Here is a 12,760-nt window from a genome sequence, read left to right as displayed (position 1 = left end):
GAAGGATGAGGCAGGCGGCCGTTACACGTCCAGCGGCAGCCCCACGTAGTTCTCGGCCAATGTGGTCATGGCGGCACGGCTGCTGCAGACGTAGTCGAGTTCGGCGACCTGCACCCGATGCTCGAAGGCATCATCATCGTCGAAGCGATGCAGCATCGACGTCATCCACCAGGAAAACCGCTGGGCTTTCCAGATGCGCTTCAGGCAGGTGGCGGAATAGCCCTCCATCAGCCGCTGGTCGCCGTTGCGGAAAAACGCCTCCAGCGCGCGGAACAGCACGCGGATGTCGGCCACCGCCAGGTTCATGCCCTTGGCCCCGGTCGGCGGCACGATATGCGCGGCATCCCCGGCCAGGAACAGGCGGCCATGGCGCATCGGTTCCGTCACGAAGGAGCGCATGGCCGTGACCCCCTTCTGCAGCACCGGCCCGGGTGTCAGGTCGGTGCCGAGCCGCAGGTGCAATTCCTCCCAGATCCGCGCATCGGACCATGCGCCAAGGTCCTCATCCGGCCGGCATTGCAGATAGAGCCGGGACAGGGTCGGGCTGCGCATCGACGACAAGGCGAAACCGCGTTCATGCCGCGCGTAGATCAATTCCTCGGTCGGCGGCGGCGCCTCGGCCAGGATGCCGAGCCAGGCGAATGGGTAGCTGCGGTCGAAGAAACGCGCGTCCGGCACGGCGGCGCGGCAAATCCCATGGAAGCCGTCGCAACCGGCGATGATCTCCGCATCCAGCCGATGCGCGACGCCGTCCTGCGTATAGGTGACATAGGGGTGTTCGGTCGCGATGTCGTGGACGGCGGTGTCGGCCACCTCGAACACCAGCGGCGCGACACGGGCCGCGATCAGGTCGCGCACCACCTCATGCTGGCCATAGACCGTGACGTGCTTGCCCCCGGTCAGCCCGGACAGGTCGATCCGATGGCCCACACCCTCGAAGCGCAATTCGATGCCGTGATGGACCAGGCCCTGCCGATCCATCCGCTCGCCCACGCCCCATTCGCGCAGCGTATCGGCGGTGCCCTGTTCCAGCACGCCGGCCCGGATGCGTTCCTCGACATGCGCGCGAGACCGGGATTCGATGACGGTGGCATCGATCCCCGAGCGTTGCAGCATCTGGCCCAGCAGCAGCCCCGCCGGGCCGGCCCCGATGATGGCGACCTGCGTGCGCGTCGTGGCCATGGTGGGGCTACCCGGCGCGGCGCATCTGCTCCGCCGGCGGCAGTTCGACCTCGATCGCCAGGGTGGACAGGTCGCTGCCACGCTCGGTCGTGATCTTCACCTTGGACGGATCGACGTTCACGTAGCGCAGCACGACCTCCATCAGGTCCTTCTGCATGCGCGGCAGGAAGTCATCGCCGTTGCGGCGGTTGCCGCCGGTGGCGACGATCATCGTCAGCCGTTCCTTGGCGATATTCGCCGATGACGGCTCCGGCCGCCCGCGGAAGAAGTTGAGCCAGCTCATGCCGCCCTCCCGCCGAACAGCCGGCTGAAGATACCCTTCTTCTCGGTATCGATGAAGCGCATCGGCTTTTCCTCACCGAGGAAACGCGACACCGCATCGGCATAGGCCTGCGCCGCCGAGGTTTCCGAATCCAGGATGACTGGGTTGCCGGCGTTGGAGGCCTTGAGCACCGCCTCGCTCTCCGGGATCACGCCGAGCAGGGGGACGGCCAGGATTTCCTGCACGTCCTCCAGCTTCAGCATCTCGCCCTTGGCGACGCGGATCGGGTCGTAGCGGGTGACCAACAGGTGTTCCCGCACCGGATCCCGGTTCTCCTCCGCCCGCTTGGACTTGGACTGGATGACGCCGAGGATGCGGTCGCTGTCGCGCACGGAGGAGACTTCGGGGTTCGTCACCACGATGGCCGCATCGGCGAAATACAGGGCCAGCAACGCGCCCTTCTCGATCCCGGCCGGGCTGTCGCAGATGATGTAGTCGAAATCCTTGGACAGTTCCTCGATGATCTTCGCCACGCCGTCGCGGTTCAGCGCGTCCTTGTCCCGCGTCTGGCTGGCCGGCAGGATCGACAGCGTATCCACCCGCTTGTCGCGGATCAGCGCCTGGTTCAGCCGCGCCTCGCCCTGGATGACGTTGACGATATCGAACACCACACGCCGCTCGACCCCCATGATGAGGTCGAGGTTGCGTAGCCCCACGTCAAAGTCGATGACCACGACCTTCTTGCCACGCTGCGCGAGGCCGGTGGAAAACGCAGCCGAGGACGTCGTCTTGCCGACGCCGCCCTTGCCCGAAGTAACCGTCACGACCTGCGCCATGCGCCAAGCCTCCCTGAAAATGTGCTGGAACTAACCGATCTTGTCGAAGCGCATGGTTTCACCGACCAGGCGCACCTGGCAGGCACGGCCCATGGGCGCGTCGCCGTAGCCGTCGCGCACCGCATAAAAGCCGGCGATCGAGACGAGCTCGGGGTCGAATTGCAGCGCGAAGACGCGCGCCTGCGTATTATCCGTGCCGCCGGCGATGGCCCGGCCGCGCAATGCGCCATAGACGTGGATATGCCCGTCGGCGATGACCTCGGCCCCCGGGTTCACCGTGCCGGTCACGATCAGGTCGCAGCCCTGGGCCCAGATGCGCTGCCCGGCCCGCACCGACTGGTCCACCACCATGGCGGATCGTTGCGCTTCGGCGGGCGGGGCCACCGCTGGGGGCGGTGCGACGGCGGCGACGGGTTCGGGGGCCACCGGCGGGGGGGTATCGTGCCCGGCATTGCGCAGTGCTGCCAACCCGGCGCCCTGTGCGGCGGCGCGCATTTCGGCCGTGCCGCCCGTGGTGCCGATCGGCAGGATGGCGAATTCGCGCAGACCCGCGACCAGGGCGGAAAAATTGACCTCATCCGGGCGCGCGGTCAGGTCATCCAGCCCGATCACGACCGGGGCGTGACGCAGCATGCCCGGCGCGCGGCGGAACTGGTCGCCGATGGCGGGGACCACGATGTCGGCACGCGGGTCCAGCAGCCGCAGCACCAGCAAATTGAAATTCGCCCCCCGCAGGCGGAAGGGTTCGAGGTGTGATTGCGGGGCGGCGGACATGTTTGAAGCGGCGACTCCGGGGAAACCTACATCAAACAGGGTAGCAGCCGCTTGCCCGGTGGCGAAGCCCCATTAACCTCCGCGAATCCCCGCGGCGCGTACCAGTGCCGCCCATTTCACGACCTCGGCCTCCAGATAGGCCTGCGCGGCCGCCGCCGAACCATCGGCGAAGGGGTCGACCCCGATGTCCCCCATGCGTCGCTGGATGGCCGGATCGGCCAGGGCGCGCAGGGCCGTGGCCTCCAGCGCCTGGCGGATCGGCGCCGGCGTGCCGGCCGGCACATAGATCGCCTGCCAGGCCGAGGCGTCGTAACCGGTGACACCTGCCTCGGCCAAGGTCGGCAGTGCAGGTAACAGGCGGGACCGGACGGGGGTGGTCACGGCCAGGCCCCGCACCCGCCCATCGGCGATCAGCGGCGCCAGCAAGGTCTGGCTATCCACCATGAAATCGACCCGGCCGGCCGTCAGGTCGGTCACCGCCTGGGGCGTGCCGCGATAGGGCACGACGGTGAAATCCACGCCCGCGAGGGATTTCAGCAACTCGGCAGACAGATGGCTGGTCGATCCGATGCCGGCGGTGCCGAAATTCGCTTCCGCCCCCTTGGTGCGAAGCCAGGCCAGGAATTCGGCGATATTGGTCGCCGGCACCGAGGGATGCACCGCCACCACAAAAGGCTGCCGCCCCAGCAGCGCCACGGGGACAAAATCCTGCGCCGGCTTGAACGGGAAGTTGGGATAGAGCACGTCCATCACCGTATGCCCGACGCTGCCGACCATCAGCGTATAGCCATCCGGCGCCGCGCGCCCGACCACCGCGGCCCCGATCGTGCTGCCCGCCCCACCCTGGTTGTCGATCACCAGGGGGCGGCCGAGGCTGATGGACATCGGTTCCGCCATCACCCGCGCCACGACATCGGTGATACCGCCGACCGCGAAGGGCACCATCACGCGTATCGGGCGGGAGGGATAAGCCTCCTGCGCCAGGGCCGGGATGGGCAGCAGGGCGGCGGCGAACAGGGTGCGGCGGTGCATGGGGGCTCCAGACGGGTCTTGGCGGCGCGGCGGTACCGGACGATGCTGGCACACCCCATCGAGGATGCCAGCCTTGGCCGACCTGGTCTTGCAAGAGCCGTTCCGCGCGATCTTCTACACACCCTTCTATGCCGCCCTGGCCCGCGGCGCCTTTGCCGCCGAGGGCGTGGAAGTCCGCCTGATCACCGTGGGCGAACCCGACCGCGCCGTTGCCAACCTGCTGTCGGGCGCCGCCGACCTTGCCTGGTCCGGCCCGATGCGGGTGATCCGCGACCACGCGGCCGACTCGGACTCACCGCTGGTGTCCTTCGGCGCCGTGGTCATGGGCGACCCCTTCTTCCTGGTGGGCGCCGAACCCAACCCGGATTTCACGCTGCCCGACCTGCTGGACCTGCGCCTGGGAACGGTCAGCGAGGTGCCGACCCCCTGGTGGTGCCTCGGCCTGGATTTGCGTGAGGCGGGGGTGGACCCCGCCGCGATCGCACGCACCACCGACGCCGGGATGGCGGCCAACCTGGCGGCGGTGCTGGGCGGCACGCTGGATGTGGCGCAGGTCTTCGAACCCTTCGCCACGCTGGCCGAACAGGCCGGCGGTTCGGTCTGGCACGCCGCCGCCACGCGCGGGCCCACCGCCTACACCGCCTTCTATTCCACGCGCGAAAAACTCGCGGCACGCGCCGCGGACATGGCGGGCATGGTGCGCGGCATGGCCCGCACGCTGGAATGGCTCGGCGTCGCATCGGCCGATGCCGTCGCGGGCGCGGTCGGCCCCTTCTTCCCCGATATCGCGCCGGAGGTGCTGTCCGCGTCCATCCTGCGCTACCAGGCGCTCGGCATCTGGGCGACCACGCCGGTGTTCTCGCGCATCGCCTTCAACCGCCTGCAGGAGTCGATGCTGGCCGCCGGCGCCATCGCCACGGCACCTGGCTTCGATGCCTGCGTCGACCCCGCCATCACCGCCGACGCGCTCGGCTGACGGAGAGACTCGCTTGACCCGTGCCCCGACTTCCCGCGCCGACTACCGCTGGTTCCTCGAAATCCCGACCCGCTGGGCCGACAACGACATGTACGCGCATGTGAACAACGTCGTGTATTACTCATACTTCGACACGGTGGTCGCGCGCTTCCTGCTGGGATCGGGGGCGATCGACCTCGCGACCTCGCCGATCATCGGCGTGGTGGTGGAAACCCAGTGCCGCTTCAAGGGGCCGATCTCCTTCCCCGACCTGGTGACGGCGGGGCTGCGGGTGGAGCGCATCGGCAGCACCTCCGTCCGCTACGGCATCGGCATTTTCCGCAATGGCGATGATGTGGCGAGCGCCGAGGGGCATTTCGTCCATGTCTACGTGGACCGCGATACCCAGAAGCAGCCGACGCCGCTGCCGGCGTTCTTCCGGGACATGCTGGCGCCCCTGGTGGTCACGCCCGCGCCCTGAACCCCAGCCCCCTGCCGCACCTCCCCAGGCTGGTGTAAGCGCGACGTTCAGACCCTGAAGGACCCAGCCAATGCGCCTCGCCATCCTTGACGATTACCAGGGCGTGGCCCTGTCGTTCGGCCCCTGGGAGCGCCTGGCGGGGCGCGTCGAAACCACGGTGTTCCGCGACCACCTGGCCGATGAAGATGCGCTGGCCGCGCGCCTGACCCCCTTCGACGCGATCCTGGGCATGCGCGAACGCACCGCCTTCCCCGCGAGCCTGCTGGCGCGACTGCCCAAGCTGAAACTGCTGATGACGACCGGTGGCCGCAACAATTCCTTCGACCTGGCGGCGGCGCAGGCCGCCGGCATCACCGTCTGCGGCACCCCCACCAAGGGCGCGCCGACGGTCGATATCGCGATCGGGGTGATCCTGGGCCTGCTGCGCGGCATTCCCACCGAACAGGCCAGCCTGCGCGCCGGCGGCTGGCAGGTCGGCGTCGGCCGCGCGGCGGAGGGTGCGACGCTTGGCGTCATCGGCCTCGGCAAACTCGGCCAGCGCGTCGCCAAGGTCGGCCAGGCACTGGGCATGCGCGTCATCGCCTGGAGCCAGAACCTGACGGCGGAAGCCGCCGCCGCGGTCGGCGTGGAGCGGGTCGAAAAGCGCGACCTGCTGGCGCAATCCGATGTGGTGACCCTGCATGTGGTGCTGTCGGCGCGTTCACGCGGGATCATCGGCGCCGACGACCTCGCGGCCATGAAGCCCACCGCCTATATCGTGAACACCAGCCGTGGTCCGCTGATCGACCAGGATGCGCTGATCGCCGCGCTGAAGGCCGGCACGATCGCCGGCGCCGGGCTGGATGTCTTCGATATCGAGCCGCTGCCCGCCGACCACCCGATCCGGTCGGCGCCCAACACGCTGCTGACGCCGCACCTGGGCTATGTGACGCAGGAAAACTACCGCGCCTATTTCGTCGGCGCGGTCGAGGCGATCGAGGCCTACCTGGCCGGCGCGCCGATCCGCCTGCTGTAGCCCAGGCACGCCCCTTGCTGGCCATGAAGGCATGACCCTGACCTTCACGCTGGCCGGGCTGGCCGAATTCCTCGATGGCGGCGGTTCGCCGGTGGCGGTGGCCGAGGCTGCCCTGGCCCGGCTGGCCGCCTGGAACGACCCGGCCCTGCTGATTTCCGCCACGCCGCCGGCCGATCTGCTGGCGCGGGCGGCGGCGCTGGCGGCCGAGGGCCGGCAGGGTCGCCCGCTCTGGGGCGTGCCCTTCGTCGTGAAGGACAATATCGCGGCGGCCGGGCTGCCGATGACCGCCGCCTGCCCGGATTTTGCGCATGTCCCGGGTGAAGACGCACCGGCCGTCGCCCGTCTGCTCGCCGCGGGGGCGCTGCTTTTGGGCAAGGCCAACCTCGATCAATTCGCGACGGGGCTGAACGGCACGCGCAGCCCCTATGGCACGCCGCGCAACGCGGTGCGGGCGGATCTGGTGCCGGGCGGTTCCTCCTCCGGCTCGGCCAGTGCGGTCGCGGCGGGGATCGTGGCGTTTTCGCTGGGCACGGACACGGCCGGCTCGGGCCGCGTCCCGGCCATGGCCCAGAACATCGTGGGGCTGAAGCCGACCCTGGGTCTGGTCCCCAGCCGCGGCGTGGTGCCGGCCTGCCGGTCGCTCGATTGCATTTCGGTCTTTGCCCAGTCCGTGGCCGATGCCGCGGCCGTGCTGGCCGTCATCGCCGGGCCCGATGCGATCGATCCCTATTCCCGCAGCGCCCCCGCCGCCTGGTCCGCCGCCCCGGCGCCGCAGCCATCCTGGCGCATCGCCGTGCCGCTCGACGCCGAACTGATCTTTGACACCGACGATGACGCCGCCCTGTTCCATGCATCGGTGGATCGCGCCGTGGCGCACGGCGCGACCGTCGCGCGCGTGTCGATCGCGCCGCTGATCGCCGTGGCGCGGCGGCTCTACGACGGGGCCTGGGTGGCCGAACGCACGGCCGCCTTGCGCGACCGCGTGCAGAGGCGGCCGGACACCTTGCACCCCGTCACGCGCAGCATCCTGGAGGGCGGGCTGGGCCGAAGCGCCGTCGATGCCTTCGATGATTTCCACGCGGTGGCCGAGGCGCGGCTGATCTCCCGCGCCATTTTCGCCCGCGCCGATGCGCTGCTGCTGCCGACGGCGCCGGGCACGCCCACGCTCGCCGCGCTGCAAGCCGAACCCATCGCGGCCAACAGCCGCCTGGGCACCTACACCAATTTCGTGAACCTGCTGGATTTGTGCGGGCTGGCGGTGCCGGCCGGGTTTCGGCCGGATGGTGTGCCCTTTGGCGTGACCCTTCTGGCACCTGCCTTCCGTGACGGGGCGCTGGCCGGGCTGGGGGTCGCGCTGAACGGCGAAAGCCCGGTGCCCCCGGCCGTGGGCGCGGAGGAAACGGCGCTGTTCTGCATCGGCGCGCATATGTCGGGGCTACCGCTGAACCACCAGGTCACGGCGCTCGGCGGCCGGTTTTTGCGCGCCACGAGCACCGCGCCTGGCTACCGGCTGTTCGACCTGGGCAACCGCCCCGGCCTGCTGCGTGACCCGGCCGGTGCCGCCATCGCCGGCGAGGTCTGGGTGCTGCCCACCGCCGCCATCGGCGCGCTGCTGGCCCAGGTGCCGACGCCACTGGGCTTTGGCCGCGTGACGCTGGCCGATGGCAGCGCGGTCCTGGGCTTCCTGGCCGAGGCCGAGGGCGTCGCCGGCGCGCCGGAGGTCACCGCATTGGGCGGCTGGCGCGCGGTGCTGGCGGCGCGGTGAAGGCCAGCTACTGGCCACCCGCCGCGGCGAACCCCGCCATGTCCATCCACATCGGCTCGAACGTGTTGCCGTCGGGGTCCTCGAAGGCGCGGCTGAACATGAAGCCCATGTCCTGCGGTGCACGGACATCCGCCTTGCCGCCCGCCGCCGCCGCGGCCAGGACGATGGCATCGACCTCGGCACGGCTATCGCGCGACAGGGCGATCAGCGCGGCGCTGGTGGCATGGGCATCGGCGATCGGCTTCGACGTGAAGGTCGAATAGAAAGCGTGCGTCAGCAGCATGAAGGTGATCGTTTCCGACCACACCATCGCGGAGGCGTTGCCGTCGCTGAACTGCGGGTTCTTCTCGCAGCCGATGGCCTCATAAAAGCGGGTGGAGGCGCCGAGATCCTTCACCGGGAGATTCACGAAAATCATCTTGGGCATGGCTTGTCTCCATCGATCGACGTTATGGGCGCATCAGGGGAAACACGGTCCTGAGACGCGGGTTGCGCAGCCACAGCCCGCCCCACATCACCAGCCCCAGATAGAGGCTGAACAGGATGTGGCTGAACAGGGGATTGCCCACCCGGACCTGGGTCGCCATCGCACCGCCGAGCAACCCCATCATCAGCACCGCGCCGAGCACGCTGGTGCGCGGGATCAGGTAAAGCACCAGGCAGGTCAATTCGATGACGCCGATCATGAGCCCGTAGCCGGAGGGCCAGCCCAATTGGGCCATGGTCTCCTCCACCACGGGCAGATGCAGCAATTTCGGCGCGATCGACGCCCCCAGCATGAACAAGGCGAATAGTGCTGTAAGGCCGCGACCGGTCCAAAGCATCGCACGCGCGCTCATGGCGTCCTCCGGGCAAAGACGTTTCGACGTTCCGTGGGTCTGCGTTCTGGGCAACGGGAATGGCGCCCCTCTGCTAACCCGCCAGGATCCGCGCCGCCGCGCCCGCCAGCACCCGCACGCCCAGCGCCAGGTCCGCGTCCTTCGTATCCTCCGCCCAATGATGGCTGATGCCGCCGATCGAGGGCACGAAGAGCATCGCCACCGGCATCACCCGCGCCACCCATTGCGCGTCATGCCCGGCCCCGGATGGCATGCGCTGCCAGCACCCGGGCGACAGCGCCTCGGCCTCGGCGGCCAGCGCTTCCTGAAAACCCGCGTCGCAGGGCGCGGGGGTGGACAGGCTGATCGGTTCCAGCCGCGCCGGGCAGCGGTCGCGACGATTGTGTTCCTGGATCAGCGCGGCCAGGGCCGCTTCCATTCGCGCGATGATCGTGGGGTCCACGTCGCGCAATTGGAACAGCACCTCGGCACGGCCGGGGATGATGCTGGGGGCGCCTGGTTCCAGGGTGATGCGCCCGGTGGTCCAGGTGCTGCGCGGGCCGCAGACGCGGGGGAATTCCGCGTCGATCGCCGCCAGCAGCCGCACCGCCGCCAGCCCCGCGTCGCGGCGTTCGGCCATGGTGGTGCCGCCGGCATGGTCCTGCATGCCGTCGATGATGATGCGGTATTGCCGGATGGCGACGATGCCGGTGACCACGCCGATGCCAAGCCCGGCCGCTTCCAACTGCGTGCCCTGTTCGATGTGCATCTCAAGGAAGCCGCGATAGCGCGACGGATCGCCCTTGAACCGTGGCTTTCCCGCAAGCCCGGCCTCGGTCAGCGCCTGGCGCAGCGGCTTGCCATGGGTGCGGTTGGCCAGGGTGTCGATCTCGGCTTCGTCCAGCGCGCCGATGAAGGACCGGCTGCCGATGAAGCCGCCGTAGTGCCCCTCCTCATCGGCGAAGGCCACGACATCGACCGGCAGCCCCGCGCGGGCCAGCGCCACGCCGGCGACCACGCCCAGCGCGCCATCCAACCACCCGGCCTCGTTCTGCGACTCGATATGGCTGCCGACCAGCAGGTGCGGCCCCGCGCCCGGATGGCGGCCGATCACATTGCCGATACCATCCAAGGTCGGCGTCAGCCCGCATTCCGCCAGGCGATCGCACAGCCAGCGCCGGCTTTCCATGTCCTCGGGCGTATAGGTCGGACGATGGACGCCGGTCTTGAACCGCCCGATCTCACGCAGCGCATGCAGGTCGGCGAGAAAGCGGTCGGTGTCCACGCGCGACATCATCGGCAGTCCTGGGCTATGTGACCCGCAGCCTCGCCGCTGCGGGCCGATGCGGCAAGCGGGATGGGTTGGTTGAACTGGGGCGGGGCGCTACAACCGGCGCACGGTGCCAGCGATGGAGCGGCAAGACCATATGACAGACCCAGAGTCCCCGTTGGTCCGCATCCTTGCCGACGGCGTCACTCGACCTTTCGCCCCGCTGTCACATGCGGTCCGCGTCGGCCAGATGGTGCTGATTTCCGGGATCATCCCGTTCCGCGGCGAACGCGAGATCGCGGTCGACGACTTCCCGGCGCAGATGCGGCAGGTGATGGAGAACCTCGGCGCCGTGCTGCGCGCCGCGGGGTCGGACTACGCCCATGTCGCGAAGCTGGAGGTACAACTCATCCGCCCTGGCGATTTTGGCGACATGAACCGGATCTACGGCGAGTATTTCGCCCCTGGTGCCTTTCCGGCGCGTGCGACCAGCATGGTCAAGGCGCTGCCGGTGCCGGAATTCCTGGTCCAGGTGCATGGCATGGCGGTTGTCGCGGGTTAAAGCGTGATGGCCGTAGGCGCGAATGCGCCGCAGGGCTGAATCACGCGACAAAACAACAAGCTAGACCGCGATGCGTGAGCGAATGCGAACGCATCGCGGTCTAGCGGCTTTCAAGAGTCAGCCCGCCATCCACGATCACCGTCTGCCCGGTCACCATCGCCGCCCCCGCCAGCAGGAAGACGATCACCTCGGCAATATCCTCCGGCGTGCAGCGCCGCTTCAGCAGCGCCTTTTCGGCCGAAACCGCGCGCCGCGCCTCGGTCCATTCCACCATCCAGGTGCTGTCCACGGCACCTGGCGCCACGGCATTGACCCGCACATCGGGCCCCAGCGCGCGGGCGAAATTCTGTGTCAGCGACACGACCCCCGCCTTGGTCGCGCCATAGGCCAGCGATGACCCCGCACTGCCCAGCCCCGCGATCGAGGCGACATTCACCATCGCCCCGCCCGCCGCGACCAGCGCCGGTGCGGCCGCCTTGGCGCAGCGGAACACGCCCAGCAGGTTCACGCCGATGACGGTCTCCCACATCGCCTCGGTGATCAGGTGCAGATCCTTGGGCGGGATGGCCTGCCGCGTGCCGGGCGTGCCGGCATTGTTCACCAGGTAGTCCAGCCGCCCCAGGTCATGGACCGCCTGGCCGACCATGCGCGCGGCGTCATCGGGGTCGGACACATCGCCCGGGGCCGCGATCGCGCCGGGCAGGGCCGCCACCGCCTCGGCCCCGCGCGCATCGCCCGCCAGATGGTTGATCGCGACCCGGCAACCCGCCGCCGCCAGCATGGTCGCGGTGGCCAGCCCGATGCCCGAGGCACCGCCCGTCACCAGCGCCGTCTTGCCCGACAGGTCGTAGCGGATCATGGATTCTCTCCCGTCAGGCTACCGATCTCACGCAAGGCGCGTTTCAGCGCGAGCAAGCGCCGGTCGCGGTCCTGGAACCATTCTTCCGGGCTGCGCGACGACCAGTCGTACCAGCCGGCCCCCGCGCGCACGCCCGTGCGCCCCGCCGCCAGCAGCGTGTCCAGAGCGGGGCTGTGATCCTTGCGCGGTGGCGCCGGCACCATCTGGTTGCGCAGCGCGTCGCGCGCGATGCCCAGCCCGGTGAAATCCGCCTTGGCCAGATGCCCCAGGATCGGCAGGCGCAGCGCCAGCCCATGCACGATCGCGGCGTCGATATCCGCGGGTTCGGCATAGCCGCCATCCAGCAGATGAAAAACCTCGGCCGAGATCGCCGCCTGGATGCGGTTGGCGATGTAGCCCGGGATGAAGCGCTTCATCACCACCGGATGCTTGCCCAGGGCCGCGATCATCGCGCGCGCCTGCTCGATCAATTCCGGCGGGCATTGCGGCCCGGCCACGATGTCCACGAGGTCCACCAGATAGGGCGGCGCATACCAGTGCTGGACCATCGCGCGCGCCTGGCGCCGTTCGGGGATCAACGGGAAGGGGTCGAGGTAGGAGGTGTTGGAGGCGATGATCGCCTCCATCGGCGCCAGCGCGTCGATCTCGGCGAAGAGGGCGCGCTTGGCCTCGGGCTGTTCGATGATCGCTTCCACGATCCATTCGGCCTCGACCAAGGTATCGGCCAGGCTGGTGTGGATGGTCAGCGCCTCGGCCAGTGTCTCGGCGGTGAACTGGGTTTCGCCGGCCGCGACCAGGGTTTTGCGCGCGGCGTCGATCAGGGCCGGGGCGCGTTCCAGGGTCGGCAGATGGCTGTCCGTCAGCCGGACCCGATGCCCGCCGATGCCAAAAACCAGCGCCAAGGCATGGCCCATGGTTCCGGCGCCGATGACGGCGATATTGGCCATGC

15 protein-coding genes are annotated in these 12,760 nt (G+C 69.2%); 5 read left to right on the top strand and 10 right to left on the bottom strand.

The window, feature by feature from the left end:
• Positions 1-21 precede the first annotated feature (21 nt).
• The 5 genes from pobA to ACQW02_RS21530 form a co-directional block, all read right to left on the bottom strand.
• A complete protein-coding gene (pobA, locus tag ACQW02_RS21550) occupies positions 22-1,182 on the bottom strand; it encodes a 4-hydroxybenzoate 3-monooxygenase (protein WP_431281961.1) in 1,161 nt (386 codons plus the stop codon).
• Between the two features lie 7 nt (positions 1,183-1,189).
• Positions 1,190-1,465 (bottom strand): cell division topological specificity factor MinE, encoded by a 276-nt coding sequence (minE, locus tag ACQW02_RS21545; protein ID WP_431281960.1) that lies wholly within the window; start codon positions 1,463-1,465, stop codon positions 1,190-1,192.
• Positions 1,462-2,280: a septum site-determining protein MinD gene (gene minD, locus ACQW02_RS21540; protein WP_431281959.1), complete on the bottom strand. Its 819-nt coding sequence runs from the start codon at positions 2,278-2,280 to the stop codon at positions 1,462-1,464. The genes minE and minD overlap by 4 nt, the downstream gene beginning before the upstream one ends.
• A gap of 30 nt (positions 2,281-2,310) precedes the next feature.
• Positions 2,311-3,054: a septum site-determining protein MinC gene (gene minC / locus ACQW02_RS21535; protein ID WP_431281958.1), complete on the bottom strand. Its 744-nt coding sequence runs from the start codon at positions 3,052-3,054 to the stop codon at positions 2,311-2,313.
• Positions 3,055-3,126: 72 nt separating this feature from the next.
• The gene (locus ACQW02_RS21530) at positions 3,127-4,086 is read right to left on the bottom strand and encodes a Bug family tripartite tricarboxylate transporter substrate binding protein (protein ID WP_431281957.1); all 960 of its coding nucleotides are present in this window, start codon (positions 4,084-4,086) and stop codon (positions 3,127-3,129) included.
• A gap of 73 nt (positions 4,087-4,159) precedes the next feature.
• Here ACQW02_RS21530 and ACQW02_RS21525 point away from each other — a divergent pair, with 73 nt between their 5' ends.
• The 4 genes from ACQW02_RS21525 (at position 4,160) to atzF (ending at position 8,302) form a co-directional block, all read left to right on the top strand.
• Positions 4,160-5,062, top strand: a complete 903-nt coding sequence (locus ACQW02_RS21525; RefSeq protein ID WP_431281956.1) for an ABC transporter substrate-binding protein — start codon at positions 4,160-4,162, stop codon at positions 5,060-5,062.
• Between the two features lie 13 nt (positions 5,063-5,075).
• Positions 5,076-5,522 (top strand): acyl-CoA thioesterase, encoded by a 447-nt coding sequence (locus ACQW02_RS21520; protein WP_431281955.1) that lies wholly within the window; start codon positions 5,076-5,078, stop codon positions 5,520-5,522.
• A gap of 70 nt (positions 5,523-5,592) precedes the next feature.
• Positions 5,593-6,537 (top strand): D-2-hydroxyacid dehydrogenase family protein, encoded by a 945-nt coding sequence (locus ACQW02_RS21515; RefSeq protein WP_431281954.1) that lies wholly within the window; start codon positions 5,593-5,595, stop codon positions 6,535-6,537.
• Positions 6,538-6,568: 31 nt separating this feature from the next.
• The gene (gene atzF / locus ACQW02_RS21510) at positions 6,569-8,302 is read left to right on the top strand and encodes an allophanate hydrolase (protein WP_431281953.1); all 1,734 of its coding nucleotides are present in this window, start codon (positions 6,569-6,571) and stop codon (positions 8,300-8,302) included.
• 7 nt (positions 8,303-8,309) lie between these two features.
• Here the strand turns inward: atzF and ACQW02_RS21505 are convergent, their stop codons facing one another.
• From ACQW02_RS21505 to ACQW02_RS21495, 3 genes are all read right to left on the bottom strand, one after another.
• On the bottom strand, positions 8,310-8,729 hold the full coding sequence (locus ACQW02_RS21505; protein ID WP_431281952.1) for a VOC family protein: 420 nt from the start codon (positions 8,727-8,729) through the stop codon (positions 8,310-8,312).
• Positions 8,730-8,751: 22 nt separating this feature from the next.
• The gene (locus ACQW02_RS21500; RefSeq protein ID WP_431281951.1) at positions 8,752-9,141 is read right to left on the bottom strand and encodes a DoxX family protein; all 390 of its coding nucleotides are present in this window, start codon (positions 9,139-9,141) and stop codon (positions 8,752-8,754) included.
• Positions 9,142-9,214: 73 nt separating this feature from the next.
• A complete protein-coding gene (locus ACQW02_RS21495; RefSeq protein ID WP_431281950.1) occupies positions 9,215-10,417 on the bottom strand; it encodes a Zn-dependent hydrolase in 1,203 nt (400 codons plus the stop codon).
• Positions 10,418-10,547: 130 nt separating this feature from the next.
• Here ACQW02_RS21495 and ACQW02_RS21490 point away from each other — a divergent pair, with 130 nt between their 5' ends.
• On the top strand, positions 10,548-10,952 hold the full coding sequence (locus tag ACQW02_RS21490; protein WP_431281949.1) for a RidA family protein: 405 nt from the start codon (positions 10,548-10,550) through the stop codon (positions 10,950-10,952).
• Positions 10,953-11,052: 100 nt separating this feature from the next.
• Here ACQW02_RS21490 and ACQW02_RS21485 read toward each other — a convergent pair whose 3' ends face one another.
• Both ACQW02_RS21485 and ACQW02_RS21480 read right to left on the bottom strand, forming a co-directional pair.
• Complete coding sequence (locus ACQW02_RS21485; RefSeq protein WP_431281948.1) at positions 11,053-11,811, bottom strand: SDR family NAD(P)-dependent oxidoreductase; 759 nt, start codon at positions 11,809-11,811, stop codon at positions 11,053-11,055.
• Complete coding sequence (locus ACQW02_RS21480) at positions 11,808-12,758, bottom strand: 3-hydroxyacyl-CoA dehydrogenase family protein (RefSeq protein WP_431281947.1); 951 nt, start codon at positions 12,756-12,758, stop codon at positions 11,808-11,810. The genes ACQW02_RS21485 and ACQW02_RS21480 overlap by 4 nt, the downstream gene beginning before the upstream one ends.
• Between the last annotated feature and the right edge of the window lie 2 nt (positions 12,759-12,760).

Origin of the sequence: Humitalea sp. 24SJ18S-53, from assembly GCF_050632385.1 — a bacterium.
Lineage (GTDB): Bacteria > Pseudomonadota > Alphaproteobacteria > Acetobacterales > Acetobacteraceae > Humitalea.
This window is presented reverse-complemented; position numbering and strand designations above follow the sequence as displayed.

Coding starts and splice junctions, on each gene's coding strand:
- ACQW02_RS21485 (WP_431281948.1), bottom strand. CDS start 11,811: ATGATCCGCTACGACCTGTCGGGCAAGACGGCGCTGGTGACGGGCGGT.
- ACQW02_RS21480 (WP_431281947.1), bottom strand. CDS start 12,758: ATGGCCAATATCGCCGTCATCGGCGCCGGAACCATGGGCCATGCCTTG.
- ACQW02_RS21500 (WP_431281951.1), bottom strand. CDS start 9,141: ATGAGCGCGCGTGCGATGCTTTGGACCGGTCGCGGCCTTACAGCACTA.
- ACQW02_RS21530 (WP_431281957.1), bottom strand. CDS start 4,086: ATGCACCGCCGCACCCTGTTCGCCGCCGCCCTGCTGCCCATCCCGGCC.
- minC (WP_431281958.1), bottom strand. CDS start 3,054: ATGTCCGCCGCCCCGCAATCACACCTCGAACCCTTCCGCCTGCGGGGG.
- ACQW02_RS21515 (WP_431281954.1), top strand. CDS start 5,593: ATGCGCCTCGCCATCCTTGACGATTACCAGGGCGTGGCCCTGTCGTTC.
- ACQW02_RS21495 (WP_431281950.1), bottom strand. CDS start 10,417: ATGATGTCGCGCGTGGACACCGACCGCTTTCTCGCCGACCTGCATGCG.
- minD (WP_431281959.1), bottom strand. CDS start 2,280: ATGGCGCAGGTCGTGACGGTTACTTCGGGCAAGGGCGGCGTCGGCAAG.
- ACQW02_RS21505 (WP_431281952.1), bottom strand. CDS start 8,729: ATGCCCAAGATGATTTTCGTGAATCTCCCGGTGAAGGATCTCGGCGCC.
- minE (WP_431281960.1), bottom strand. CDS start 1,465: ATGAGCTGGCTCAACTTCTTCCGCGGGCGGCCGGAGCCGTCATCGGCG.
- ACQW02_RS21490 (WP_431281949.1), top strand. CDS start 10,548: ATGACAGACCCAGAGTCCCCGTTGGTCCGCATCCTTGCCGACGGCGTC.
- pobA (WP_431281961.1), bottom strand. CDS start 1,182: ATGGCCACGACGCGCACGCAGGTCGCCATCATCGGGGCCGGCCCGGCG.
- atzF (WP_431281953.1), top strand. CDS start 6,569: ATGACCCTGACCTTCACGCTGGCCGGGCTGGCCGAATTCCTCGATGGC.